This window comes from Micromonospora sp. NPDC000207, assembly GCF_040300925.1.
Taxonomy (GTDB): domain Bacteria; phylum Actinomycetota; class Actinomycetes; order Mycobacteriales; family Micromonosporaceae; genus Micromonospora.
Map to the genome: position 1 here is coordinate 1 of NZ_JBEPEQ010000088.1, position 25747 is coordinate 25747.

Below are 25747 nucleotides of genomic sequence, written 5' to 3' on the forward strand. Positions count from 1 at the left end.
GGTCGCGGTGGCCGTCCGGCTCGTCCTCACGTCGCTGTTCGCCACGGACCGGCCGGTCCTGCTGGTCGGGGCGTTGGCCGGGGCCGCGGTCGGGGTGGTCGCCACCCGTACCCAGGCCCGGCCGTTCCGGCTGGCCGAGCTCCGGGGTGACGAACCGTCCTCGCTGTGGTGGCCGGGCCTTGCCGCTGTGGTGCTGCTCGGGTCGGTGGAGACGCTGGTCCTGATCCTGGTGCTCGGATGAGCGGGCCCACCCCGGAGGAGCCGACGAACGAGCCACACCGTCCCGACCCGCAGCTGCACCGGGCGGCTGCCCTGCTCGACCTGGGCCGCCCCGAGCAGGCCCTGACGGAGCTGGGCCGGTTGCCCACGTCGGTGGCGGGCACTCGGGTGGCGTACCAGCTGCGGGCGACGGCGCTGACCCTGCTGGACCGCTGGGACGAGGTCGTCACGGTGGCCCGGCACGGACTGGCCGAGACCGGGCCCGACGCCGACCTGTGGGGTCGGCTCGGGTTGGCCCTGCGCCACCGGCGGGAGTACGTCGAGTCCGAGCGCGCCCTGCTGGCCGCGCTGGCCCTCGACCCGCACAGTCCGTGGCTGCTCTGCCAGTACGCCGACCTGTGCACCGCCGTCGGGCAGACCGACAAGGCGGGTCGGTTGATCGCCCGCGCGGCCGAGCAGGACCCCGGGGCACCGACCGTCTTCGCCGCCCGCTACCAGCACGCGTACGCCACGTGTGACGACCGGGCGGCCGAGCAGGTGGCGCGGGAGTTCCTGGCCGCCTGGCCGGAGCACCCCGCCGCCCTGGCCCTGCACGGGGCGGCGGCCGCCGAACGTGGCCGGTTCAGGGCCGCCGGGAACTCGTTCGGGCAGGCGGTGGCGCAGGACCCGACCGACAGGGAGTTCGCCGACGCCGCCCGCGCCTACCGGGTGTACGCCCACCCGCTGCTCGTTCCGCTGCGCCCGATGGTCCGGCTCGGGGTGCTACGGACCTGGCTGATCGCGGTCACCGTGATCGTCCTGCTCAACCTGGCCGGTCTCACGACGGCGGCCTGGGCGGCGACGGTGCTCTGGCTGCTCTACTGCGGATACTCCTGGCTGGTGGCGGTGCTGGTACGCCGCAGAGTGCTCAGGTGACCGGCAGGCGCGCAGACGGCACAATGGCCGGTGTGAAGGCATTCCTGCCCTGGCTGACAGTGCTCGCCGTGGTCCTGCTGCTCAGCGCGATGCGGCTGCGCTTCCTGGCCGCCGCCGTCTCGCTGACCTGGTTGGCGTGGTGTGTCTGGACCTGGGTCCGGCCCCGCCGCCCCCGCCGCTGAGCCCACCCCACCGCCGGTGCGGACGCGCAGGAGGGGGCCCCTCGTCGTCGAGGGGCCCCTCCGTGTCGCGTCCGGGTGATCAGTAGCGGTAGTGGTCGGGCTTGAACGGCCCGTCCGGCGAGAGACCCAGGTACGAGGCCTGTACGTCGGTGAGGCGGGTGAGCTTGACGCCGAGGGCGTCCAGGTGGAGCCGGGCCACCTTCTCGTCGAGGTGCTTGGGGAGCACGTAGACGCCGATCGGGTACTCGTCGGTCTTGGTGAACAGCTCGATCTGGGCGATCGTCTGGTTGGCGAACGAGTTCGACATCACGAAGCTCGGGTGCCCGGTGGCGTTGCCCAGGTTCAGCAGACGCCCCTCGGAGAGCACGATGATGGCGCGCCCGTCGTCGAACCGCCAGAGGTCGACCTGCGGCTTGATGTTCTCCCGGGTGACGTCGGAGCGCTTCGCCAGACCGGCCATGTCGATCTCGTTGTCGAAGTGGCCGATGTTGCCGACGATCGCCTGGTGCTTCATCCGCGCCATGTGCTCGTTGGTGATGACGTCGAAGCAGCCGGTGGCGGTGATGAAGATGTCGGCGGTCTCGACGACGTCCTCCAGGGTGGCCACCTGGTAGCCGTCCATCGCCGCCTGGAGGGCGCAGATCGGGTCGACCTCGGTCACCACGACCCGGGCGCCCTGGCCGCGCAGCGACTCGGCACAGCCCTTGCCGACGTCGCCGTAGCCCATGACGACAGCCAGCTTGCCGCCGATCAGGGTGTCGGTGGCGCGGTTGATGCCGTCGATGAGCGAGTGACGACAGCCGTACTTGTTGTCGAACTTGCTCTTGGTCACCGAGTCGTTGACGTTGATCGCCGGGAAGGCCAGCTTGCCGTCGCGGTGCATCTCGTAGAGCCGGTGCACGCCGGTGGTGGTCTCCTCGGTCACGCCCTTGATGCCGGCGGCGATCCGGGTCCAGCGCTGGGTGTCGGAGGCCAGTGACCGGTGCAGCACCCCGAGGATGACCGCGAACTCCTCGGAGTCGGCGGACTCGACCGGCGGAACGGCTCCGGCCTGCTCGAACTCGGCGCCCTTGTGCACCAGGAGGGTGGCGTCACCACCGTCGTCGAGGATCATGTTCGGACCCTGACCGTCGGGCCAGTCGAGCACCTGCTCGGTGCACCACCAGTACTCCTCCAGGGTCTCGCCCTTCCAGGCGTACACCGGGACGCCGGACGGGGCCTCGGGGGTGCCGTTCGGGCCGACGACGATCGCGGCGGCGGCATGGTCCTGGGTGGAGAAGATGTTGCAGGACGCCCACCGGACCTCCGCGCCCAGTGCGACGAGCGTCTCGATCAGCACGGCGGTCTGGATGGTCATGTGCAGCGACCCGGTGACCCGGGCGCCGGCGAGTGGCTGCGCGTCGGCGAACTCCCGCCGGATCGCCATCAGGCCGGGCATCTCGTGCTCGGCGAGCTGGATCTCCTTGCGCCCGAACGCTGCGAGGGACAGATCCGCCACCTTGTAGTCGCCCTCGGCGAGGGTGGTCGGCCGTGCCTCGGACGGCCCGCCGGTCGTGGTGGCCGGGAGGGTGCTGGTCATGGAAGCTCCTGTCGAACGATGTACTGCCCGATCGCCCACCTTACGCGTGCGTCGGACAGCGCACGGGGCGGTCGGTCCCCCGGGCGAACGTGTTCACCCGTGGTCTCGGCCGCCCCGTGCATCCCCCCGGTTTGGTTCCCGCGCGCTCTCGGACCATCGTCGCGACAACGCTGCGCACACACAGACTCACACCCGGGCACCGTCGCGTCAACCGATTCCGGGAATTTCGGAAAAGCGTGTCTTGCCGGAATTGTCAGAGGGTCCCGGCGGTGGCCACGTAGGCGGTCCCGGTGCCGGAGAACACCACCGGCCCGCCCTGCGCCGTCCCCACCGCCGCCGCCCCACACGGCAGCACCACCGGGCCGGTCCCGTCGTCGACAGTCACCTCACCGGCGACGCAGAGCACCACCCTCGGCCCGGTCACCGCCAGCGGGGCCGGGCCGTCCCCCGGGGCCGACGTGACCTGGTACAGCGCGAAGTCGTCCACCGGCACCTGCCAGGTGACCACCCCCGCCCCCACCTGCCGGGAACCCACCACCGGATCGTCGAGCACCTCGAACCGCAGCACCCGCAGCAACTCGTCGACGTCCACCCGCTTCGGGGTCAACCCGCCGCGCAGCACGTTGTCGCTGGCCGCCATGACCTCGATCCCGCAGCCGCTGAGGTAGGCGTGCAGGTTCCCGGCGGGCATCCAGATCGCCTCCCCCTGCGCCAACCGGACGTGGTTGAGCAGCAACGCGACAAGCACACCGGGATCCCCCGGGTACCCGGCCGCCAGGTTCCGGGCGAGGACGCCGTCCGGCCCCGTCAGCTCCGCCGCCAGCACCGAGGCGACCAGGTCGGCCCGCTCGGCCGCCGGCCAGGTCAACAGCGCCCGTACCGCCTCCCGCAGGCCGTCCGCCCCGGTGGCCAACGCGGCCACCACCGGCTCCAACGCCGGTACGCCGAAACCCGCGAACACCTCGGCCGACACCTTCGGATCGCGGAACCCGCACAGCGCCTCGAACGGCGTGAGCGCGACGAGCAGCTCCGGCTTGTGGTGCGGGTCGACGTAGTTGCGCAGCCCCGGCTCCCTCCCGACGTCGGCGGCGTGCCCGACCCGGGCCTGGTTCGCGTCCGGATGCGCCTGCAGACTCAACGGGGCGTCGGCGGCCAACACCTTGAGCAGGAACGGCAGGCGGGGGCCGAACCGCTCGACGACCCGGTCACCGAGCCACCGCCTCGGCTCGGTGCGCAGCAGGTCCGCCAGGCTGACCCGGACGCCGGACCGGTCCACCTCGGCCGGGGCGTTGGGGTGGGCACCCAGCCACAGTTCGGCCTCCGGGCCGGGACTGGGCACCGTCCGCCCCTGCAACCGGGCTATCGCCGTCCGGGAACCCCACGCGTAGTCCCGCACCGGCCCGTACAACAACTCCATGCTCAGTGCTCCGCGTTCTCCACCACATCACCGGTCGGGGCCGGTGTCCCGGGGTTCGGCCCGCGCCGCGCCCGCGCCGGATCGTAGATGTCCGGCTCCAGATAGATCACCCGGGCGAGCGGTACGGCGGCCCGGATCCGCATCTCCACCGCATTGATCCCCCGCGCGACCTCCTCGGCGCTCTCGCAGTGCGACACGCCGATCTTGGCGGCCACCATCAACTCGTCAGGGCCGAGGTAGAGGGTCTTCATGTGGATGATCCGCTCCACCTCGGGGCCGGCCGTGACAGCCGCCTCGATTGCCGCCACGTCCTGCGCCTCGGCACCCTCACCGAGCAACAGGCTCTTGGTCTCGATCGCCAGCACCGCCGCGATGACCACCAGCAGGAGACCGATCATCGCCGTACCGGCGGCGTCCCACCGACCGTCCCCGGTGGCCAGTGTCAACCCGACCCCGAAGAGCGCCAGGACCAGCCCGACCAGGGCACCGAAGTCCTCCAGGAGGACCACCGGCAACTCCGGGGCCTTGGCCCGACGGACGAACCGCACCCACGTCTGACCGTTGCGGACCCGGTTGGACTCCCTGATGGCCGTCCGGAACGAGGCGGACTCCAACCCGATCGCCACCACCAGGACGACCACCGGCACCCAGTGCCAGGCCGTGATCGGCTCCGGATGCGACCACTTGTGGTACGCCTCGTAGAGCGCGAAGAGCCCGCCCAGGGAGAAGAGCACGATCGAGACGATGAACGCGTAGACGTAGCGCTCCCGCCCGTACCCGAAGGGGTGCTGCGGGGTGGCCGCCCGCCGGGCCCGGACCCCGCCGAGCAGCAGCAGGCCCTGGTTGCCGGAGTCGGCCACCGAGTGGATCGACTCGGCCAGCATCGACGACGACCCGGTCAACAGGTACGCGACGAACTTCGTCACCGCGATACCGAGATTGGCCAGGAGGGCGGCGACGACCGCCCTGGTCCCACCGGAGGCGCTCACACCGCCCCCGTCGCCGTCCGGCAGCTGCGCCACCCGCAGCGTCCGTTCACTGGTTCGCCAGTTCCTTCATCTCGGTGACCGCCGGGACGGCCATCGGATCCAACCCGTGGGCCAGAGCCAGGTAGACCGAGGCGAAGTCCGGCACCGCGACCAGCGAGGCGAGCCGCTCCAGCGCGGAGCCGCCCTCGGCGGTCACCACGTCGCAGCGGACCCCGCGCCGCTCGGCCAGGGTCTGCACCGCGTCGGCCCGGCGCTCCTCGACGGCCAACGGCTCGTCGGCGTCGTCCTCGGGGTTCAGACCCCCGTCGCGCAGCAGGACCAGTCGCAGACGGGTCGCGTCCCCGGTGTCGTCGGAGTCGGCGAAGATGTCCCGTGAGGACTCGACCAGACCACCGAAGACCCCGTCGAGCAGGCCCACCCGACCCCGGCCGGCCTCGCCGAGCGCCCCGGTGACCACCGGGTAGCGGGCGTTTGCCGACAGGGTGTCACCGAACCGGCGAGCCGCCACGGTGGCCAACGGTGAGGATCCCCAGACGATCGGGATGGAACCGGCCAACCCCAGGGCCAGAGACTTGGCCGGGTTCACGAAGGACTCCGCCGAGGGACGGCAACGGTCGGCGTCCGCGTCCAGCCGGGCCGCCGTCTCCGCGAGGTCCGCCTCGTTGACCTTGACCAGCCCGAGGGCTCGGGCGGCCAGCAGCACCGGGACGGTGAGCGCCCAGAGGCTGGCCCGGGCCGGCGCCCGGCGGGGCACCGGAACGAACGGTGCCCGGGCGCGCTCCGCCACCGACTGCAACTGCGAGTCGGGCGGCCCGACCGCCACCAGCCGGGCTCCGCGCCGGTGGGCGGCCTCGGCCGCACCGAGCGCCTCGGGGCTGCGCCCGGAGGCGCTGATCGCGATCACCACGTCGGCCGCACCGACCCACCCGGGAACCCCGGAGCTGCGGTGTGCGATCACCGGGACCGGACACCTCGGACCGGCCACCGTGGCCAGCACGTCACCGGTACGCCCGGCGGTGCCGATGCCGGCGATGACGACCGCCCGGGGGCGCCCGTCGTCGGCGAGGACCGACAGGTTCGCCTCGGCTGCCAGCGCCGCCGACTCGCGTACCTGGGCACCCGCCGAGGCGGTGTGCCGCAGCATCCCGCCCGGATCGTGTTCGAGCAGGGCGGGCGCGTCGTCGAGCAGCGCCTCGTCGGGGTCGCGTCGTCCGCTGACCCCCGTCGTACCTTCGATCACGACGGCTGCCCGCCGCGCGCCTCGTCCAGCAGCAACACCGGTACGTCGTCGCGGACCTCGAAGATCCGGCCGCACTCGGTGCAGGTCAGCGTCTGCCCCTGGGCGTCGTAGGTCAACGGCGCGTGGTGTGTGTCCGGACAGGCGAGAATCTCGAGCAACTGCGGGTCCAGGGCCACGGCGCGGCTCCTTCCACGTGTGCGGTCTCACCGGACGGCGGTGCCGACCGGCGCAGGGATCCTATCGACGTACCCGGTCGAGCACCTCGTCCCGGAGCGAGATCATCCTTTCCCGGGACGGAGCCTCGACGTTGAGCCGCAGCAACGGCTCGGTGTTCGACGCCCGCAGATTGCACCAGGCACCGTCCGGGAAACGCAGGGTGAGCCCGTCGAGGTCGTCGGTCTCGGCGTCCGGGTACGCGGCGCGGACCTCGGCGACCTTGGCCGCCTGGTCGGTCACCGTGGAATTGATCTCACCGGAGGCGGCGTACCGCTCGTACTCCCGGGCCAACTCGGACAGGGGGAGGTCCTGCCCGCCCAGGACGGCGAGGGTGTGCATCGCGGCCAACATCCCGGTGTCGGCGAACCAGAAGTCCCGGAAGTAGTAGTGGGCGGAGTGCTCGCCGCCGAACACGGCGTTGGTCCGGGCCATCTCCGCCTTGATGAAGGAGTGCCCGACCCGGGCGACCAGCGGCTTCCCGCCGTGCTCCCGCACGATCTCCGGTACGGCGGTGGAGCAGATCAGGTTGTAGATCACCGTGGAGCCGGGGTGCTTGGCCAGCTCCCTGGTCGCGACGAGAGCGGTGATCGCCGACGGGGAGACGGGTTCCCCCCGCTCGTCGACCACGAAGCAGCGGTCGGCGTCCCCGTCGAAGGCCAGCCCCAGGTCGGCGTCGTGCTCCCGGACCGCCTTCTGCAGGTCGACCAGGTTCGCCGGGTCCAGCGGGTTCGCCTCGTGGTTGGGGAACGTGCCGTCCAGCTCGAAGTAGAGCGGGACGATCTCCAGCGGCAGGGCGGACAGGGCTGCGTCGCCGAGCACGCTCGGCACCGTGTAGCCACCCATCCCGTTTCCGGCGTCCACCACTACCTTGAGCGGCCGGATGCCGCCAAGGTCGACAAGCTTGCGCAGGTGGACGGCGTAGTCGGGGAGCAGGTCGCGGTGCTGCACCGGCCGGGGCGGCTCACCCGTCGGACGCTCGGCGGCACCGTCCAGCAACGCCTGGGCCCGCTCGCGGATCTCCGCCAGGCCGCTGTCCTGGCCGATCGGGCGGGCCCCGGACCGGCACAGCTTGATCCCGTTGTACTGGGCCGGATTGTGACTGGCGGTGAACATCGCGCCCGGCAGGTCGAGTGAACCTGAGGCGTAGTAGAGCATGTCGGTGGAGGCGAGGCCGATGTCGATCACGGCCCGCCCGGTGGTCTGCACCCCACTGGCGAAGGCGGCGGCCAGTCCCGGGCCGGTGGCCCGCATGTCGTACGCGACGACCACGGCGTCACCGGGCTCGTCGGTCCGGTCGAGCAGCTGGCCGAAGGCGACACCGAGTACCTCGGCGACCCGCTCGTCCCACTGGTCCGGCACCGTCCCTCGGACGTCGTACGCCTTCACGATCTGGGACAGATCAGTCACCGGTTCCGCTCCTCACCGCAGGTCCTCAACGAAGCTGAGCGTAACGGAGCGGCATGACACGTCCCGGGAAGCTCCTCCGGATTGGCCGGAGCTCACTGCGGCGGTTGCGGCATCACCGAGGTCGAATCGCCCCCTGCCTGCGTGGACGTCCTCTCGGAGGCGGCCTGCGGGCCGGGTCCGGTGGGTGGGGACGCCGGGGGGTCACCGGCCGGGGACCCCGTGCCGGGCGTCGTGGGGCCGGCGGGCGAGGGGTCCGCTCCGCCACCGGCCGCCGACACCGGCGGCGGGGTCGCCTGCGGCGGGTTCGCCTGCGGCGGGGGTGCCTGGGGCGGGTTCGCCTGCGGCGGGGGTGCCTGGGGCGGGGGTGCCTGGGGCGGGGGTGCCTGGGGCACCGGGGGTGGGGTCGCCTGGGGCGGTCGACCAGGATCGGCCGCCGTCGGACCCACCGCACGCGGGTCCGGCCCCGACGGAGGTACGGCGGGCACCGCAGCGGCCCCAGCCGCACGCGCGTCCGGCCCCGACGGAGGTACGGCGGGGGCCGAGGGGGCGCCGTACACGTTTCCGGTCGGCCGGGCGGGTGGGGCGCCGTACACGTTCCCGGTGGGTCGGGCGGCCGGAGCGCCGTACACGTGCCCGGCCGGTGGTGCCGGGGGCGGGGCGGGCTGACCCGCAGGTCGGCCGTAGACACCGCCGGAGGCGGCCGGCGCCCCGCCTGCGGGGCGACCCGCCGGGGACCCGCCACCGGAACGGTAGACGGTCTCACCGACACGCGGCGGCTGCGGCCCCGGTCCCGGTCCGGCGACTGACGGCCGCTGGTGACCGGGCTGCCCGATCCCGTCGGGACGACCCGGCGGGTCCACCTGGGCTGCCCGTTCCCGTCGGTCCCGCCGGTCCGCCCGGGATCGGCGGATCAGCAGGACGATCAGCCCGAGACCGAGCACCACCAGGGCGACCCCGAAGTACAGGATGGGTGACAGGCTACCGGAGGTGGGCGCGGCGGACGGCTGCTCGGCAGCGACCGGAACCAGACCCGCCCCGGCCGTGGTGACCGGGGCCTCGGTGGGTTCCCTGGTGGCCTCCGCGCTGGGACTGGGACTGGTCACCGGGCTTCGGGTGACAGTCGGCGCGGGACCGGGCGAGGACGCCAACCGGCCGCCGACCCGGGACGTCGTCGCGTCCTGCCCGAACGACTCCCCCTGGGCGGTGCTGACCTGCGCGAACACGGCCACCCGACCGGCCGGGGCACCGGCCTCGAAGGAGATCCGGTAACGGACCTGGACCTTCTTGCCCTCGCAGAGCACGGGTCGCTTCGGCGCCACGAAACCGCTGCCCACCGAGCCGTCGGTGCCTGTCACCCCCACCGGAGCCCGGCCGCCGTCGGCGTCGACCTCCATCCGCACCTGGTCGGCCCGGAGCCCGTCCAGCTGCAACCCCAACGCGGTACGCACCCGCACGCAGCCCTCGCTGCGCTTGCGCACCTCGACAGTCACCGATCCCGGTGAGCCACCGGCGGAGAACCCGTTGGTGGACCGGACCCGGACCGAGTCCTCGTCGGCGTACGCCGGGGAGGCACCGACGACCAACAGGCCGCCCAGCACCGCACTGGCCGCCACGACTCGTACCACGTGCCGACGTACCGACATGATCACCTCACCGTGTCCGCCCGGTCTGGGCCGCGGGTCAGGCTACTACCGGGTCGGGTGACCCGGTGGTCGCCGAAGGCCGCATGTGTGGGCAGCGTTACCCGGTGCTGCCGGATCCCTGTCCGGTCTTCCCGGCACCGTCGGATTCCTGCCAGCCGACAACCTTCGCCGGTCTAGCGCCGGTCCGACCGGGCATCCATCCACTTCACCGGACGGTCAGGGCCGGGGTGGATCCGGATCGGCACCGGGGCTCCCGGCCCGCTGCAACTCCTCCTCGAACATCACGAAGGTCTTCCGCCGGATGCCCCGGATCAGGGTCTCCTCGGTCGGCGTCAGGCGTCGTCCCTCCCGCTCGGCGGTGTCGAGCATCGACTGCACCGTCTCGTACAGCGCGAAGACCGGCCCCTCACCGGAGAGGTAGTGCCCCCGGAACGCCTCGGTCTCCTGAACGAACCGGTCGACCGTCCGCGTGTACACCTCACCACCGACGTCGAGAACGATCTCCGCAAAGAGTTCGTCCTTCGCCATCCAGGATCCGTCATCGATCGAAAGGCGCCAGACACGAATGCCTTCAGGACTATTGACGATCTTTACCGGCGACCCGTAGTACTCATAATACGAAGGCACGAGGTCACTGCTGTACTCGTCAGGCATCCGATGACCCGATCGCAGACGAAAGAGCTCTCTCGAAACAGGCTTTCTGAAACTCTCTGATTCTACCCACCAACTTCTCCTCCCGTGCCGTCATCAACCTTGCCTCCTGCTGCGCCAGAGCGCCGATGTCTCGCCTCACTTCATAGAGGGAGTGCTCCCAGGCGGCTACCTCGTCAACCTGCTCGAGATGTATGCGAAACTCTCCGAGGTGCCCATTCGACATCTTGAGAACGAACTGCAAATCACAATATCCACTTTTCTGCGGGTCCAGGAATCTGTCCTCGAACCGCACAATTGCGATCGATGGATCAGCCATCACCCGCTCCAACGCGAGATACACGTCATTTAGCGAACGAAACTCCACTTTAGCAGCGGCCAGATCATTTAGCTTCGAGGCATCTCCCTGAAACTTCGCAATCTTGTCCCGAACTCTGTCCAACCTCTTCGGAGCGGTACGCCATCCAGGCTTACCCACCTGCCGACCATCAATCTTTGAAATTTCGACGGCCAGTGCATTAAGCTCACACTGCGCCACCTCGGCAGATCGATAAAGATCATCTAGATAACGACGCATATATTCGGGCTCTTCTCTCATGGCCGGGTCAAATCTCGGTTGCGTAGCCCGCTTCTGCGCCGATCGAGCTGCTTCGCTGATGGCCTGCTGCTCCGTCGTGATCAGCGACGGCCGATTGGATGATCCGATCTCACCCGACGGGTTCGATTCGATATCCGCATCGAGCCCTGCCAGCACCTCGGTCAGTGCCTGGACCGCCCGGGGGTTGTCCGCCAGGTTGAGCAGGGTGACCGGGCGGGCGGTCAGGGAGACGGCGAGCTCGGGTGAGTCGAGGATCACCCGGACCAGGTCGGGCCGACAGGCCAACCGGGTCAGCAGGGTCCCGGCCAACTCGGGGTGGGTGTCGGGCGGGGAGCGCCACGCCTCGTCAAGCATCCGTCGGACCCGGTCGTCCGCGAGCACCAGCGACGCGTCCCGCGCCTCCTGCTCACCGAGGTACGGCACCAGGCGCTGCAACGCCGCCGGATCCAGCTCGGCGGCGACCCGTGCGGGGCTCACCCCGGCGGTCCGCAGCTCGTCGAGGGCTCCGGCGGCGGCCACCACGTCCCGGGCGGAGATCTCCGACCCGACCGGCTCCGAAGCCTCCCGGTCCGTTTCCGGGGTTCTCGGATCCGCCCAGTCGGGCGTCGGCGATCCCGCCGGTGTCGCCGACCCCTGCCGACGGGACGGGTCCGGCCGGTCGGGGTGGTGCACGGCGTAACCGGCCCGTCGAGGCGGCGGCGGGGGGTCGGGCAGGACGTTGTACCGGCCACGTTGCAGACCGCCCAGGGGCATCGGCCGACCGTCGGCGCCGAGCACCAGGGCGTCCACGTCGACCACGTTGTCAGGGTGCGGGACGCCCCGATGCCCGTACGGCGGACGTTCGCTGACCACACCGAGCTGAGGATCGAGGTAGAGGACCGTGCCGTTCTGGTTCAGGGCCACCCAGATGTGCGCGCCCCCGCCCTCCCACTCTGTGATCAGGAAGGCGTAACTGCCGTGCCCACCGATCCGCAGGTGGTCGTGCAACTGCCGGTAGGCCCCGTGGACCGCGGACCCCCGGGACACCGGCCCGCCCGGCGGGGGTGGTGCGCAGAGACGCTGGAAGCGTCCACCGGTCGCCGCCTCGATCCGGGCCGGCCCGCCGGCCTCGCCGTCGACGGGCCGCCGCACGTCCCCGAACTGGTAGCCGTCGAACGTACGGGGCGCCGACACCCGGGGTCGCCCGTGCGCCCAGGTCTCGTAGAGCGACAAGGTGCAGTCGACGCAGTTGATTCCCCGGGTCGGGTCCGCCTGTGGTCCCCCGTCGTTGGCCAGTCGGAACCAGCCGCCCCGACGGGGGTCGGCGGTCCGCTGCACCCGGCCGCCCGGGCCCCGGGGCATGTGCCGTTCCAGGTCGGTCTGGTGCACCCGTAACGGTGGGCGCAGCCCACCCCGCTGCCCGTAGCGACGGGACCGGTCGATCGGCGGGGGGTGCCCGGCGCGGCCTGTCAATGCCGACCGGTCGTCGGTCTCCACCGCCCCGAGCGCCAGCTGCGCGCCGTCCTCGTTGACCCGGCGGAAGTCCGCCTCGCCGTCGACAGTGGTCGTCGGGGGTGCCGCTGCCCCGCTCAGGGCGACGTCGACCTGGTCACGGCAGTAGGTGCTGTTACGGAACTCGTCGGTGGCGGCCTCGTCCCAGGCGATGGCGGCTCGCACCTGCCCGGCCTGTCGCAACTGCGAGGCGTGCGCCGAGTACGCCCGGGCACGGTGGGCGTAGTAGTCCGCCCACTCCCTCATCCGCCCCGCCTCGGCGGTGCGGCGTCCCTGTTCGTGCCAGGCCCGTCGGGAGTGAAGGTGTCCCTGGTACTGCCGCCGCTGTGCGGCGTCCCGTTCGGCGTTCCACCAGGCCGCGTACCGGTCGGCACCTGCCCGCCCCGGCGGCGGAGGATCGGCCTCCACACCGGGTCGGGGCACCGGGGACGGCTGCCGAGGCGACGGGACACCCGGCACCGGCGGGGTGAGGGGCGGAACGACCGACCCCGACGGCGACACGACCGGGACGGACGACGACGCGACCGGGGTGGACGGGGTGAGGGCTGCCGTCGAGGACGGAGCGGTTCCGTCGAGCAGGCCGACGCGGCGCAGCTCGCCGGTGATCGGGCCGGGTCCGGAGAAAGCGGGGCTCGAACCGGGTCCAGAGGTGGCGGAGTTCGGGCCGGGTCCGGGGGAGGCAGGGCTCGGGCCGGGGACGGGGGGCGGGCCGGAGTGGTTTGTCGGGCTGGTCGACGTGGCCGGACTCGGGGACCCGTCCGGGGCGACCGGGGCCACGCCGGGATACCCGGAGGCAGGTCCGGGCGGAGCCGTCGAGGCAGCCGTCCCGGGCTCCGCCAGGGTCGGGGCGGCGTCGGTGCCGCGTACCGGGGAGGGTGGGGCGGCGGCCTCGGGGCCGGTCACCGGAGCCCTCGCCGTGGGGTCCTGCCCGGTGGCCGCCCCGCCGGAGTCCTCGATCCGCGCCACCGACATGTCGACTGTCGACGAGGGCGACACGGCGACGGTCGACCCAGCCACCCCCGGTCCGGCGACCGGCGACGCTTCGACACCCGACACAGCCGCTCCCGGCCCGGCGACCGGCGACGCGGCGGCACTCGGCCCGGCTGCTGGCGGTGTCACGGCTGCAAGCGTCGGCACGGCGGTAGGTGACGGCACGGCGGTGGGCCGGGCGGGATCAGCTACCGGCGGGGGCGGGACGAGACCAGGTGGCGGGTACGGGGCACCGGCGAGGGCGCTGAGCCGTCCGTCGAGCCGGGCCGTGAGAGCGGCGTCGGCCTGGGCGGTGGTGGAGCCCCGGGCCCCGGAGGCCGCCGCCCGCGCCGCCTCCTCCAGCGAGGTCGGCCCCTGCCCGGTGGCGAGGCTGGCGGCGTTCTCCGCCATCACCTCGGCTCCCATCGACCGGCCGACGTGCTCGCCCATCCTGGTCAGCCGGCCGGTCGCGTGTCGTCCCAGCGAGGCCAGCGGCGCGGCGGCCCCGCCGGCCAGGCCACCGAGGGCGGAGGTGCCCAGCTCCCCGACGTCCAGTCCCTGCCGACGTCCGGTGGTGTTCTGGTAGGTGTGAGTGGCGAGGGTGATCCCGCTCTCCTCGGCGGCCTCGACGACACCGCCGAGGGCGGCCTTGCGTCCCAGGCCGCGCGCCGCGTGCCGGACCGTCTCCCGGGCTGCTCGTTCGCCGGCTTCCTTGAGCCCGGGCTTGAGCGTCTTTCGGGCCAGCCGGGCAACGAGCCGTCGGAAGATCTGCTGGACGACGACCCGGGTCGCCGCGATCACCGGGGCGGCGGCCGGGGAGGCGGCACCGGCCGTCAACACCGTCACCGTGGCGAGAATCGCCAGCTCGGTCACGAGGATCCCGAGCTCGATCCACACCTCGATCTTGGCGCCCTCGATGTCGCAGCCGCACTCCTCGACGAGGCGACCCAGGTCCTGGGTGATCGCCAGCAGCACCGGCAGGGGTGCCTCGTCGCCGTCGGCCACCCGCCGCCAGGCGCTGTCGAACGCCTGGGCGACCGCCCCGGTGCCGCCGTACCCGCTGCGGATCTCACCGGCGGCGGCCATCGCGTCGGCTCGGGGTCCGGTCAGCGCGCTGGCGACGGCGTACCACTGGTCGGCGAGATCCCAGACGGCGCGCTCGTCGCCCTCCGGCCACTCCACCCCGACCACCCAGTCCAGGGCTTCGTACACCCAGCCCGGCAGCTCCCACGGGGTGAGGTCCAGCGGGTGCGGGATCGGACTCGGCAGCAGAGTCACGGGTACGCCTCCGGCGGTCAGGGTCGCTGGTCGGTGACCCGGTCGAGCCGCCTGCCGCTCGCGGTGTCGGTCTGGAGGTCGGCGTCCACCGCCCGCAGGACGTCGTCACCGAGGCCCTCGATGCGTCGACCGAGCCCGGCCCAGGCCCGCAGGACCGTCTCCTCGTAGCCCCGGTATGCGCGCTCGAAGGCGGCACCGATGTCGTCGCGTCCCCAGGGGCGTTGCGCACTCGCCGCCGCGATCCGGCCGCCCGCCTGCCGCTGTCGGGCGGTGACCGCCGCCCCGGCCAGGCCGAGATCCCGACCGCCCCGCCGGGCTCGACCGGGGTCCAGCCACACCTGCCCGTCAGCCATCGCCGTCCCGCTCTCGTTCGACCGCCGCGTCGGCCCGACGCACCAGGGCACCGAGGTCACCGGTGCGCAGGAAGTCCATCGATCCCGATCCGGCCGGCAGGTAGCCGGCCACCAACTCCTGGGTCGCCGTCGCCGCCGCACCCGCCGCGGCCTGCACCGTCTTCGTGATGGTGCGGCTCAGCGCCGGAGCGTCCCGGGTCCGGTAGACGGCCGGGTCGAGGTCGACGGCCACCACCTCACCCCGGGCACCGACGGTGACTGTGACCTGCCCGTCGGCGGACCGTTCGGTCACCCGCAGCTCGGCCAGCCGACCCTGGAGTTCGTCCAGACCGGACCGCAGCTGTCGATACTGTCCGTACACATCGTCGAACCGTGCCCGGAGTGCACGGTTGGCGTCCCGGTCCACACCCTCCACCAGCCCACCCTTCCGTCACCGAAGGTAGGGAAGACCATACCGGGCGCCACGAAACCTGTGGGGTCCGGTAACTTCAGCACGGTGATCGACCGTCAGCAGGCCGAGCTGCTCGCCGCCGTGTGGGCCCGCCGTGACTCGCAACGCCTCGGCCACGAGTGCAGTCCGACGGTGACCGAGTTCGATCTGGGGTTCGTCGTCTCCTCCACCGTCTCCACCGATGTCCGGGCGGTCCCCGGCGACCTGCCGACGACCGTGATCGACAAGGCGTCCGGCGAGGTCACCACCTGGCCCCGGGTCCCCACCGACGTGGTCGAGCAGATGTACCGACGGAGTCGACCCGTCCAGGGTCCGCCGCCCCGCACCGTCGACCCGTCCGCCCAGCTGCTCCGGGAGCTTCGACGGCTGCCGACGCCCGGGGTCGCCGCGCACCTCACGGTGCAGGACGAGCTGTTCACCGCGTACGGCGTCAAGGGGGATGTCGACCTCGACCACCATGCCCTGGTCCGGTCCTACCTCGACGGGTTACCCCCGGGGCACCTGGTGCGCGGGGGTGAGCGGCACGCCGAGGTGATCGCGGTCTCCGACGCCCTGCACCACCACGACCACCGGCGCGGACTCGCCGGAGAGCCGCCGCTGGTGCAGGACGAGGCACGGCTGCTGTTCGGCTCGGCGCGGTTCGAGTCGTACCGGATCCGGGAGACCGGCGATCCGGCCGGCGGTCCGGCCGAGCGTCCCTGCGACTCCTGCCTTGCCTTCCTCGTCCACTTCGACCTGCTGCCCTGGTCGGAGCTGGCCTTCGTCGAGCAGTGGCGTCCGGGGCCACAGGTGTCGCCGATGCCGGGGCGGTTCCCCGACCCGGTGGCCGACGCCCTGGTGGCGGCGGGTTGGCGACCGCACTTCGGCGACGAGGTGATGGCGGCGGCCACTGTGGAGCAGGTGTGCGCGGTCCGGGGCGCGACCCACGGGCACGTCGTCCTCCCGGCGGCCACCCGGACCCTCGCCGCCTTCCCCGGACTGGTCGGGGGGCGGCGGGGCCCGGGGACGGAGGTCTGGATCTCACGGTTCGGCATCCACCCGCAGCGGGTGGCGCACAGCGCCGACACTCTGGCCGACGCCGCCGCCGTGATCGGGGCCCGACTGTTCCCGATCGGTTCCGAGCAGGAGGACAGCCTCCTCGCCGTCGACGAACACGGTCGGATCTTCGCTCTGGACCAGGCAGGTGAATGGTTCCTGGGTGGGGACGTCGACGCAGCTCTCACCACCCTGCTGCTCGGTCACGCCCCCGCCCGGGTACGCGACGACGGCACCTGGTGACAGTGGTTGTCGGGTCGCCGACACAGGGTCCGGGTCCCGATCGGGCAGGACCCGACATACGCCGACATGTCACATCGATACAGATCGCTCGTCGGTGCACAATGACCCCATGCCGTCTTCTCCGGCCCGCAAGCTGAGGGCGCTCCTCGTCGCCGTCGTCACCCTCGCCCTCGGGGCAGCCGCACTGGTCTGGGGTCTTCAGGGCGTCGAGGCGGCCAGTTGGCTGGCCGGGGTCGGCAGCTTCGTCGTGGCGGTCGCCTACCTCAGCCACGACGCCACGGGTGGGGGGCGGCCGAGCCGGACCGGGCACCGGGTGGCAGCCTGGCTCGGTGGACGGGTCCGCCGGGTCTCGCTCCCCGACACCGAGGGGCCGACGACGGTGTCGGCGAGCACCCGGGGCGTCGTCGAGGACGTACACGTCCGATCGGCACCGCCGAGAGACGCACCGGTGCAGGCCCCGACGGACCGGCCCGGGAGAAAGGAGCCCGGACCGGTCCCGACCGTCGGACCGGGGCGGCCCGGGACCGATGAGCCCGGGCGGGTCCCGGCCGTCGTCCGGGTGGTGGACGGCCTGGTCGGCCGGGATCCCCAGGTACGCCGGGTGCTGGAGGCCATCCGACGCGACGAGACCCTGGTCGTGGTGGGCGGACACGGCATGGGCAAGACCTCGTTCCTGGGTCTGCTGCGCTCGGCGGTCCGGCGGGAGTTCCCGGACGTCGTCGTGGTGCCGTCCCGGCCGGAGATGAGGGCCGAGCCGTACGGCCTCAGCGAGGCGTACCGGGGGGAGTACGGGGAGTCCCTCCACGTGCTGGTCGCGGCGCTCCTGCTCGACAAGTCGACCCAGCTGCTGGGTGACCTCGTCGGCGGGGACCTGGGGCACTTCGGCACCTTCGCCGCAGCCGCCGAGAGCACCCAGGACGCGGCGAGCACCGTCGTCGCGGTCCACAACGACGTCCAGGCCAGGACCGGGGGGCGGATCTCCGACCTGACGATCCACGTCGACCTCCAGCCCGCCCCGGAGGACCCCCTCGATCGGCTGCGCCGAGCGCAACGACGGGTGGACGAGGCGTTCCTCGCCGACTGGCGCACCTTCCTGGCGGGACGTCGGGCGGTGGTGATCCTGGACGGGTTCGAGACGCTCATCGACGACGCCGTCGGTCAGTGGTTCGTCGCCTTCAGCGCCCGGCTGCCGGGCACCTCGGTCGTCCTCCCCCTGGTTCCCCACGCATACGCCGAGCACGGTCGACGGGTGTTCGACCCGGATCTGGTCCAGGAGCTGCCCCGGTTCGACACCGCCGAGGCCCAGGCGTTCCTGACCCACCACTTCGGGCAGCGCTCGGCCGAGGCACTGGTCTCGACGGTGCTGGACTTCACCGGGGGGCACCCGTACGGGCTGAAGCTCGTCACCCAGATGATCCGGGCCAACGCGGCTGAGGCCATGAACCCGGCCGGACTGCGGAGGATGCTGCTGCGGGCGTCGGAGAGCGGGGAACTCCGCATCGACGACCTGGTCCGTGCGGTGATCCGACCCGAGCGCAACCCGGACGCCTGGCGGGTGGTGGAGGTCTGTTCCCTCCTGCACAGCTTCGACGTCGAGATGGTGCAGACCCTCCTCGACGGCGAGGACCTGGCCGCCGAACCGGGCCGGATCGGTGACGCCGTCCGGCAGATCCACAGTCTGGGGTTGCTCGAACCGCTGGCCTTCGACGACAGGTACCGGCTGCACGACTTCGTCCGGCCGGTGCTCGCCGAGGCCGTCCGCCGGTTCCGACCGGAGTTGTGGCTTCGGATCCACCGGCGGGCCGCCACCTACTACTACGACCGGATCCGGCTGATCGAGGGCAAGACCACCACGGCGTACGGTTCGTGGTTCAAGTACGAGGACGTGGTCTGGCAGACGTACGAGACCGAGTGGTTGGCGCACTCGGCCGAGCTCGTCGACGAACGCCACCTGGCTCGGACCCGGTTCGTCCTGTTGTTCCTCGAGGCGTTCTGGTGGTGGGGCGTCTACGTCGACTTCTCGTTCTGTAGGCAGTTGCTGGACAGTTGGCAGCGCTCGGTCCGGGTGGCCGAGGACCGCGACCTGTTCGACGAGTTGACCAGGTTCCACCACCACTATCCGACGGGGCCGGGCAAGCCGTCCGGCGCGCACTGGACCCAGGCCCGGTTGGCCCTGCGCACCATCGGTGAGCTGTGTGGTCTGCACCGGGGCTGGCGGTCGGCCGGCACCCCGGCGGAGCAGGGTGTCCGTCGGCGGGCCTGGCTGTACCTGCGGTTGTTCACCGCACACACCTACTGGTACGACGGGCGTCTGGCCCTCGCCGAGCAGGAGTACGGCGGCAGCGAGTCGGAGTTCGTCGACCTCGACGACCCGTGGGTGCTGGCCTGGTTCTACTTCGAGTGGGCCGAGGTCGCCTTCGCCGCCGGTGACCGCCGCTCGGCGTCGGCCCGGTGCCGCCGCTGTGGTGCTCTGCTGCGCCGCCTCAGGGAGGAGGAGGGCGAGGTCGAGTCGGAACTCCTGGCCAACCTGCATCGGCTCCTGGGCGACCTGCTGCACGACGACGATCCGGTGACCGCCGCCCGCCAGTACGGTCAGGCGGTGCTGCGGGCCTTCCTCTTCCAGCGGATGGCGAGTGACCTGGACCGACCGGTCAACCCGCCGGACGCGTACACCCACCGGTTCTACGCCGAGATCACGGCGCGGGCGGCGGCCCGAGCCCGCTCGTGGTCGGACCGTCCGCAGCGCCCGGAGTTGGTGGCCGCGCTGGTCGAGGCCACGGCGGGGGGCGTGCCACCGGAGACGACGGACGTGGCCGACCGCACTGTGACAGTGGAGGGGCTGGCCGCCCGGCTCTTTCCGCGTGGCCCGTCGCCGCAGGAGTTGGGGCGTCGGCGCAGCGCCTTCACCGATCACTGGGGGGAGGTCGTCCAGCGGTGGGAGGTCGACGTGGTCGCCGAACTCGACGTGGTGGACCGTCTCGCCGGGGCGGGGGCGGACGGATAGGTCGGCCGCCGGGCGAGGGGTGGTCGGTCATCCCGTCCGCTCTGCGGCCTCACCGGTCGGGGCCAGGAGCGGCACCGTGTGCAGGTCCTCGACACCGAGCGGCGTCGACTCCGCCGGTTGTCGGTCGAGGAGGGCCAGGAGGGCGGCGTACTCGGGGTCTTCGTCGACCGTCTCACCCTCGGCACCGGCGAAGTACTCGGTGACGAACGTCCTGACCAGGGATGCCCGCACCGGTACGCCGGTGGTCTGCACCATCAGCAGCATCCCGTGCTGCCGTCGGCTCTCGGGGCGGATCCGGGGTTGGAAGAACGGGAAGGGCAGCAGCCCGAACCCGAGTCGCTGGTAGAAACGCAGCCGCGCCCGGGGGTCGCCGAACTCCCCGACGGGGTGACGCCGGGGATCCTCGACCTCGGCGAGCACCACCTCGGCACCGATCCGGTCCCGCCACCGGGGCAGTAGCCCGGTCAGCAGCGCGCTGCCCACCCCACCCCCGCGCAGGCCGGGACGGGCCGCCACGTAGCTCAGCAGCAGCACCCCGTCGAACGAGTCGGCCACCGCCATGCCGAGCAGCCGGTCGTCGGCCACCGCGACGCCCACGTGGGTGGTGCCCGACGCGACCCCTTCGTCGAGGACGTCGACGCTCTCCAACTGGTCGGGGGGAAAGCTGGGCAGGAGGATCTCCGCGTACCCCTGGTGCAGGAGTTCGACGTCGTGGCCGGCGGAGAGTTCCCGGACCTCGATCGGACCGTCGGCTGGGGGGACCTCCGGGGGCGTCATCACCCCATCGTCGTCGCCGGGCGAACCCGGCCGCAAGGACATCCCGCGATCGGCAGGGAACCGGTCGACAGGCCGCCCCGGGACGGTGCGGGTCAGTGCGGGGGCGGGATGACGCGGAGGTGCCCCCGACGACCGGTCTGCGGGTTGTGCGGGAGGGTCCTCTCGTCCTCGACCGGTGGTCGGGGGGCGGGCCGGGCCGCCTCCCGGACCGCCTCGGCGAGGGCGACCAGGTCGTCGGTGGTCGGCGGGGGCGGTTCGAACTCCCCCTCGTGCCGGACCACGTCCCAGCCGCGCGGGGCCGTGAGGCTCCGGGCGTGCGGCTCACACAGGTCGTACGTGTGGGGTTCGGCGAACGCGGCGAGCGGCCCCACGACCGCCGTCGACTCGTTGTAGACATAGGTCAATGTGGCGACCGCTTGCCGGGGGCAGGCGTTTCGGGAGCAGCGCCGTGGTGACCTCACCGGCGCAGGGTATCCCCATTACCGGGTCCGGCGCACCGGTTCGCGTTACGACACGCCCGTCACGGAGATCACAATTCGTACCATCGGCCGATGGGGGGTCCAACGCGCCAGCGGTACGGCACAGACGCAGGCCGGGCCGGGACCGGGCTACCCTGTGCCTCATGACGAGCCCGCAACACCGCCGCCCCGGCTCCGGCCGACGGACCCACCGGGACCGGCACGGTCGCGGGCTGCGCGGGCGGCTGGTTCCGGCGACAGTGCCGCTGGCCCGGACCAAGGCCGAGGTCTTCGACGACCTGGTGCTCGACACCGTCGAGAGTCTGGAGCGGCGGTTCGCCAAGGAGCTGGCCGGGGTCGAGTTCGCCGTCGAGGACGTTCCGCCGGATCTCAACGTCTACGACTCCGACGTCCTGGAGGACGGTGAGGTTCCGTTGGCCCGGCTGCTGCCCGGCCGCCCCGGCCGGCAGGAGGTGCCGCCGCGCATCGTGCTCTACCGGCGACCGCTGGAGTTCCGGGCGATGGATCGCGAGGATCTCGCCGACCTCGTCCACGATGTGATCATCGAGCAGGTCGCCAACCTGCTCGGGGTCGACCCGGACGAACTGTCCTGACCGACCCCTCCTGCCTGGCCCCGTCCTGACCGGCGTCCGGCGATCCGGTACGCGGTGCCGGGCCCCTCCCCCGGGGCCGATCCGTACGCCCCGTGGGCCCGGTCCGCGTGACCTGAGTCGGGCGGCCCCCACCGCCCCGACCCGATTCGCTCAGGCGGCCCGCCGCTTGAGCTTGCGCCGCTCCCGCTCGGAGAGCCCGCCCCAGATTCCGAACCGCTCGTCGTGGCCGAGCGCGTACTCCAGGCATTCCGTCTTGACCTCGCAGCGCGAGCAGATCCGCTTCGCCTCGCGGGTCGAACCGCCCTTCTCGGGAAAGAACGCTTCGGGGTCGGTCTGCGAGCAGAGTGCCCGCTCCTGCCACTCCGGCGCGTTCCCGAGCAGGTCGGCCACCTCCAACTGGCCGTCCATCAGTTGCCTCCTTGTCGCGCACCGGCGCCAGCGCCGCTGCAACCCCCACGCGAAAGGCGTGTTTGTCCGTCCGATCCGGATTTGTTGCGTTCGGTGTGAACAACCCCATTCAAATTACACGTGTGTAATACGTGCGCCGTCAAGCCGAACTTGATAATGGAGTTGCCCTCCTGACACCACTGCGGACGACCATCCGGGCCGCCCGGCCCTCGCAACCTGCCCTATCGATTCAGACCCCGGACGAGTAACGCCCCCTCGGCGAGTTGCCCGAGTTTTCCCGTGGCGCGACCACCGCAGCCCCGGCACACCCATCGACGACCATCCGTCGGAATGCGCGTCGACGGGGGCATCGACGGCGGGCGAGATCCGGTCACCCACCAAGATCACGTTTCTTGGTGGGAAAGGGTAACGCGGTCCCCCTCGCCGCGCTCGCCGAGCCACGAACACGATCACGCACCGCCCACGATGTGGACGGTCGGCGATCGGAAGTTCGACAATCTGTGCTGCTCAGGACCCCTTCACCGGTACGCTCGCCGACCCCGGCTCGGTCCGTGCCCGTCCGTAGGCGGTCGTCCGCCGACGCGCCGGCCGTCCGGCGGCCGAGGCGATGGCCACCAACTGCTCCTCGGTCCGCGCCGACCCGTTGCCGGAGCCGGCCATCCGCGAGATCGTCTCCTCCATCAGGGTGCCCCCGAGATCGTTGCACCCACCCCGGAGCAGCTCCGCCGACCCCTCGTCACCGAGCTTCACCCAGGAACACTGGATGTTGTCGATCCGCCCGTGCAGGAGCAGCCGTGCCATAGCGTGCACCACCCGGTTCTCCCGCCAGGTGGGCCCGGGTCGGGCGATCCCGGCCAGGTAGATCGGTGCGTTCGTGTGCACGAACGGCAACGCCACGAACTCCGTCAACCCACCGGTACGGTCCTGCAAACCGGCCAGGACACGCAGGTGCGCCAACCACTGTCCAGGATGGTCGACGTGGCCGTACATCATCGTGGAACTCGACCGGATGCCCAGCTCGTGGGCGGTACCGACCACCTCCACCCAGGCCGCCGCCGGCAGTTTGCCCTTCGTCAACACCCAACGGACGTCGTCGTCGAGGATCTCGGCGGCGGTGCCCGGGATGGTGTCCAGTCCCGCCTCCCGCAACTGGACCAGCCAGTCCCGGACGCTCACCCCGGCCTTCGCCGCCGCAGTGACGATCTCCATCGGAGAGAACGCGTGCACGTGCATCCCCGGCACCCGGGCCTTGATCGCCCGGACCAGCTCGGGATAGATCGTGACCGGCAACTTCGGGTCGATCCCACCCTGGAGACAGACCTCGCTCGCCCCGGCCTCCCACGCCTGCTCCGCCCGCTCGGCGACCTGCTCGACCGAGAGCCGGTACGCGTCGGCGTCCCGCTCCCGCTGGGCGAAGGCGCAGAACCGGCAGCCCACGTAGCAGACGTTGCTGAAATTGATGTTGCGGTTGACCACGTACGTGACGTCGTCGCCGACAGCGTCACGTCGGACGTCGTCGGCGATCCGGCACAACTCGTCGAGCGCCGGACCCTCGACGGCGAAGAGCGCCATCGCCGCGTCCCCGTTTCCGGGCTCCAGCAGCGCCGCCGGATCAGTGGCCGCCAGGCGCAACCCGGCCCTCAGGTCGGCGGCACCGGTCCCGGCCGCCGAGCGGCCCGCCGCCCCACTCGCCTCGGCCTGCCCGGCCACCGCCGACCAGTCGCCGTAGACGTGGTCGAAGTCGCCCCGCCGATCCCCGGTCCGTCCGGTGACGTCGATGTCGACGTGCAGGTCGGTCCGCCCGCCGTACCCCTCGTCCGGCTCCTGCCAGGGCAGCCCCACCGGTCGGGCGGACTCGACGGCCAGCCCGGTCTGCGGATCGGCCAACGCCCGCACGTGCGGCAGCAGCCGAGGATCCAGCCACGGGTCGCCGGCCCGGACGTACTCCGGGTAGACGGTGAGCCGCTCCCGCAGTGTGAAACCGGCGTTCGTCGTGTGCCGGGCCAGCTCGTCCAGCTGCGGCCAGGGACGCTCCGGGTTGACGTGGTCCGGGGTCAGCGGGGAGACACCACCCCAGTCGTCGATCCCGGCGCGCAACAGCAGGTCGTACTCCCCCTCGATGAGGTTCGGCGGGGCCTGGATGCGGGCCTTCGGCCCGAGCAGGACCCGGCTCACCGCCACGGTGGCGGCCAGGTCGTGCAGCTCGGCGTCGGGCATGCCGCCCATCGCGGTGTCCGGCTTCGCCCGGAAGTTCTGCACGATCACCTCCTGGAGGTGGCCGTACTCACGGTGCGCCCGGCGGATGGCGAAGATCGCGTCGACCCGCTCGGCGGGGGTCTCCCCGATGCCGATCAGGATTCCGGTGGTGAAGGGCACCCCCACCCGACCGGCGTCGTCGAGCACCCGCAGGCGTACCGCCGGCTCCTTGTCGGGCGACCCGAAGTGCGGGCCTCCCGGCTCGGACCAGAGCCGGGAGGCTGTGGTCTCCAGCATCATCCCCATGCTCGGTGCCACCGGCTTGAGTCGTTGCAGCTCCGACCAGGAGAGCACACCGGGGTTGAGGTGCGGCAGCAGCCCGGTCTCCTCCAGCACCGCGACCGCACAGGCCCGTAGGTAGTCCACAGTCGAGTCGTAGCCGCGTTCGTCGAGCCACCGGCGCGCCGCCGGCCAGCGTTCCTCCGGCCGGTCACCGAGGGTGAACAAGGCTTCCTTGCAGCCCTGGGCGGCCCCCGCGCGGGCGACGTCGAGCACCTCGTCCCGGTCCAGGAACGGCGCCGGCAGGCGGTGCGGCACGGTGGCGAAGGTGCAGTAGTGGCAGCGGTCCCGGCAGAGCCGGGTCAGGGGGATGAAGACCTTCTTCGAGTACGTCACGATGCCGGGACGGCCCGCCTCCCGCAGGCCCGCGTCACGGACACCCGAGGCGATCCGGAGCAGCTCCGCCAGGTCGTCGTCGCGGGCAGCCAGCAGGGCGGTGGCCTCGGCCACGTCGAGCGTCCGTCCGGTCGCCGCCCGACGCAGAGCACGGCGGGTGCTCTCCACGGTGGGGCCGGGCTCGGTGCGATCAACCATCCGCACAGCCTATTGCCCGCCCGGCCCACGACGGTGCCCCCGCCCACGGCCGACCCGGCCGCCGACCCGACACCTCGACGGCGGCGGGTCGGCCCGGGACCACCCGGTGGGCGGACAGACGGATCAGCTCGGGTCGGTACGCGAGGTGAACGGCTGCGTACGGTCGCTGTCACCGTCGCGGCCGGTGACCGCCTCGGTGTCGTCACCACGCTGCGGCGGGATGGCCTGGGTCTGCACCGCCTCGGTGGCGTCCGCCGGACGGCCGGGGATCGACTGGGTCTGCACCGCCTCCGTCGCGTCGGTCGGACGGCTCGGGATCGACTGGGTCTGCACGGCCTCGGTCGCGTCCGCCGGACGGCTCGGGATCGCCTCCGTCGCGTCCGCCGGACGGTTCTGGAACCCCTCGTTCTCGTCCGCCGGACGGCTGGGGATCGCCTGGGTGGGCTCGGCCGAGGGGGGCTGCCCGAACGGCGGGGCCGACGGGGTCTGCGTGCCGAACCCGGTGCCGGTCGACGGGGTCTCCGGCCCGGCCGGGGTGGCC

General features: G+C 72.1%; 21 protein-coding genes and 1 pseudogene. 6 read left to right on the forward strand and 16 right to left on the reverse strand.

Annotated features, from left to right (window positions below; translation table 11 throughout):
* The 3 genes from ABT336_RS20290 to ABT336_RS20300 form a co-directional block, all read left to right on the forward strand.
* Positions 1-241: hypothetical protein (locus ABT336_RS20290; protein ID WP_350898187.1), on the forward strand; the 241-nt coding region annotated here is incomplete at its 5' end.
* Positions 238-1134, forward strand: coding sequence for a tetratricopeptide repeat protein (locus ABT336_RS20295; protein WP_350898188.1), 897 nt, complete (start codon positions 238-240; stop codon positions 1132-1134). The genes ABT336_RS20290 and ABT336_RS20295, both read left to right, overlap by 4 nt.
* On the forward strand, positions 1131-1316 hold the full coding sequence (locus ABT336_RS20300) for a hypothetical protein (protein WP_350898189.1): 186 nt from the start codon (positions 1131-1133) through the stop codon (positions 1314-1316). The genes ABT336_RS20295 and ABT336_RS20300 overlap by 4 nt, the downstream gene beginning before the upstream one ends.
* A gap of 79 nt (positions 1317-1395) precedes the next feature.
* Here ABT336_RS20300 and ahcY read toward each other — a convergent pair whose 3' ends face one another.
* From ahcY to ABT336_RS20355, 11 genes are all read right to left on the reverse strand, one after another.
* Positions 1396-2895: an adenosylhomocysteinase gene (gene ahcY / locus ABT336_RS20305; RefSeq protein ID WP_350898190.1), complete on the reverse strand. Its 1500-nt coding sequence runs from the start codon at positions 2893-2895 to the stop codon at positions 1396-1398.
* Positions 2896-3148: 253 nt separating this feature from the next.
* Positions 3149-4312: a mannose-6-phosphate isomerase, class I gene (gene manA, locus ABT336_RS20310; RefSeq protein ID WP_350898191.1), complete on the reverse strand. Its 1164-nt coding sequence runs from the start codon at positions 4310-4312 to the stop codon at positions 3149-3151.
* Between the two features lie 2 nt (positions 4313-4314).
* On the reverse strand, positions 4315-5301 hold the full coding sequence (locus ABT336_RS20315) for a cation diffusion facilitator family transporter (protein ID WP_350898206.1): 987 nt from the start codon (positions 5299-5301) through the stop codon (positions 4315-4317).
* A 46-nt stretch (positions 5302-5347) separates the two neighbouring features.
* Positions 5348-6541, reverse strand: a complete 1194-nt coding sequence (locus ABT336_RS20320) for an SIS domain-containing protein (protein WP_350898192.1) — start codon at positions 6539-6541, stop codon at positions 5348-5350.
* Positions 6538-6717, reverse strand: coding sequence for a Trm112 family protein (locus tag ABT336_RS20325; protein ID WP_350898193.1), 180 nt, complete (start codon positions 6715-6717; stop codon positions 6538-6540). The genes ABT336_RS20320 and ABT336_RS20325 overlap by 4 nt, the downstream gene beginning before the upstream one ends.
* Before the next feature lie 61 nt (positions 6718-6778).
* Positions 6779-8164: a phosphomannomutase/phosphoglucomutase gene (locus ABT336_RS20330; RefSeq protein ID WP_350898194.1), complete on the reverse strand. Its 1386-nt coding sequence runs from the start codon at positions 8162-8164 to the stop codon at positions 6779-6781.
* Positions 8165-8256: 92 nt separating this feature from the next.
* Positions 8257-9807 (reverse strand): hypothetical protein, encoded by a 1551-nt coding sequence (locus ABT336_RS20335; protein ID WP_350898195.1) that lies wholly within the window; start codon positions 9805-9807, stop codon positions 8257-8259.
* Between the two features lie 216 nt (positions 9808-10023).
* A complete protein-coding gene (locus ABT336_RS20340) occupies positions 10024-10335 on the reverse strand; it encodes a hypothetical protein (RefSeq protein ID WP_350898196.1) in 312 nt (103 codons plus the stop codon).
* Positions 10336-10453: 118 nt separating this feature from the next.
* Positions 10454-14794 carry a toxin glutamine deamidase domain-containing protein gene (locus ABT336_RS20345; RefSeq protein WP_350898197.1) on the reverse strand — a complete coding sequence of 1447 codons (4341 nt, stop codon included), beginning with the start codon at positions 14792-14794 and terminating at the stop codon, positions 10454-10456.
* Between the two features lie 17 nt (positions 14795-14811).
* Positions 14812-15147 (reverse strand): hypothetical protein, encoded by a 336-nt coding sequence (locus ABT336_RS20350; protein WP_350898198.1) that lies wholly within the window; start codon positions 15145-15147, stop codon positions 14812-14814.
* The gene (locus tag ABT336_RS20355) at positions 15140-15562 is read right to left on the reverse strand and encodes a YbaB/EbfC family nucleoid-associated protein (protein WP_350898199.1); all 423 of its coding nucleotides are present in this window, start codon (positions 15560-15562) and stop codon (positions 15140-15142) included. The genes ABT336_RS20350 and ABT336_RS20355 overlap by 8 nt, the downstream gene beginning before the upstream one ends.
* Before the next feature lie 81 nt (positions 15563-15643).
* Here ABT336_RS20355 and ABT336_RS20360 point away from each other — a divergent pair, with 81 nt between their 5' ends.
* Positions 15644-16876 (forward strand): SUKH-3 domain-containing protein, encoded by a 1233-nt coding sequence (locus ABT336_RS20360; protein ID WP_350898200.1) that lies wholly within the window; start codon positions 15644-15646, stop codon positions 16874-16876.
* Positions 16877-16985: 109 nt separating this feature from the next.
* Positions 16986-19880 carry an amino acid adenylation domain-containing protein gene (locus ABT336_RS20365; protein ID WP_350898201.1) on the forward strand — a complete coding sequence of 965 codons (2895 nt, stop codon included), beginning with the start codon at positions 16986-16988 and terminating at the stop codon, positions 19878-19880.
* A 27-nt stretch (positions 19881-19907) separates the two neighbouring features.
* Here the strand turns inward: ABT336_RS20365 and ABT336_RS20370 are convergent, their stop codons facing one another.
* Both ABT336_RS20370 and ABT336_RS20375 read right to left on the reverse strand, forming a co-directional pair.
* The gene (locus tag ABT336_RS20370) at positions 19908-20657 is read right to left on the reverse strand and encodes a GNAT family N-acetyltransferase (RefSeq protein ID WP_350898202.1); all 750 of its coding nucleotides are present in this window, start codon (positions 20655-20657) and stop codon (positions 19908-19910) included.
* A gap of 92 nt (positions 20658-20749) precedes the next feature.
* Positions 20750-21118 (reverse strand): DUF3499 domain-containing protein, encoded by a 369-nt coding sequence (locus tag ABT336_RS20375; protein ID WP_350898203.1) that lies wholly within the window; start codon positions 21116-21118, stop codon positions 20750-20752.
* Positions 21119-21279: 161 nt separating this feature from the next.
* On the opposite strand from ABT336_RS20375, the gene ABT336_RS20380 reads away from it, so the two are divergent.
* Positions 21280-21729: a metallopeptidase family protein gene (locus ABT336_RS20380; protein ID WP_350898204.1), complete on the forward strand. Its 450-nt coding sequence runs from the start codon at positions 21280-21282 to the stop codon at positions 21727-21729.
* 150 nt (positions 21730-21879) lie between these two features.
* Here the strand turns inward: ABT336_RS20380 and ABT336_RS20385 are convergent, their stop codons facing one another.
* The 3 genes and pseudogenes from ABT336_RS20385 to ABT336_RS20395 all read right to left on the reverse strand — a co-directional run.
* A complete protein-coding gene (locus tag ABT336_RS20385) occupies positions 21880-22137 on the reverse strand; it encodes a WhiB family transcriptional regulator (protein ID WP_007455784.1) in 258 nt (85 codons plus the stop codon).
* A gap of 507 nt (positions 22138-22644) precedes the next feature.
* A complete protein-coding gene (locus ABT336_RS20390; protein ID WP_350898205.1) occupies positions 22645-25206 on the reverse strand; it encodes a bifunctional FO biosynthesis protein CofGH in 2562 nt (853 codons plus the stop codon).
* Between the two features lie 123 nt (positions 25207-25329).
* A pseudogene (locus ABT336_RS20395) lies at positions 25330-25747 on the reverse strand (hypothetical protein); the annotation flags it as partial.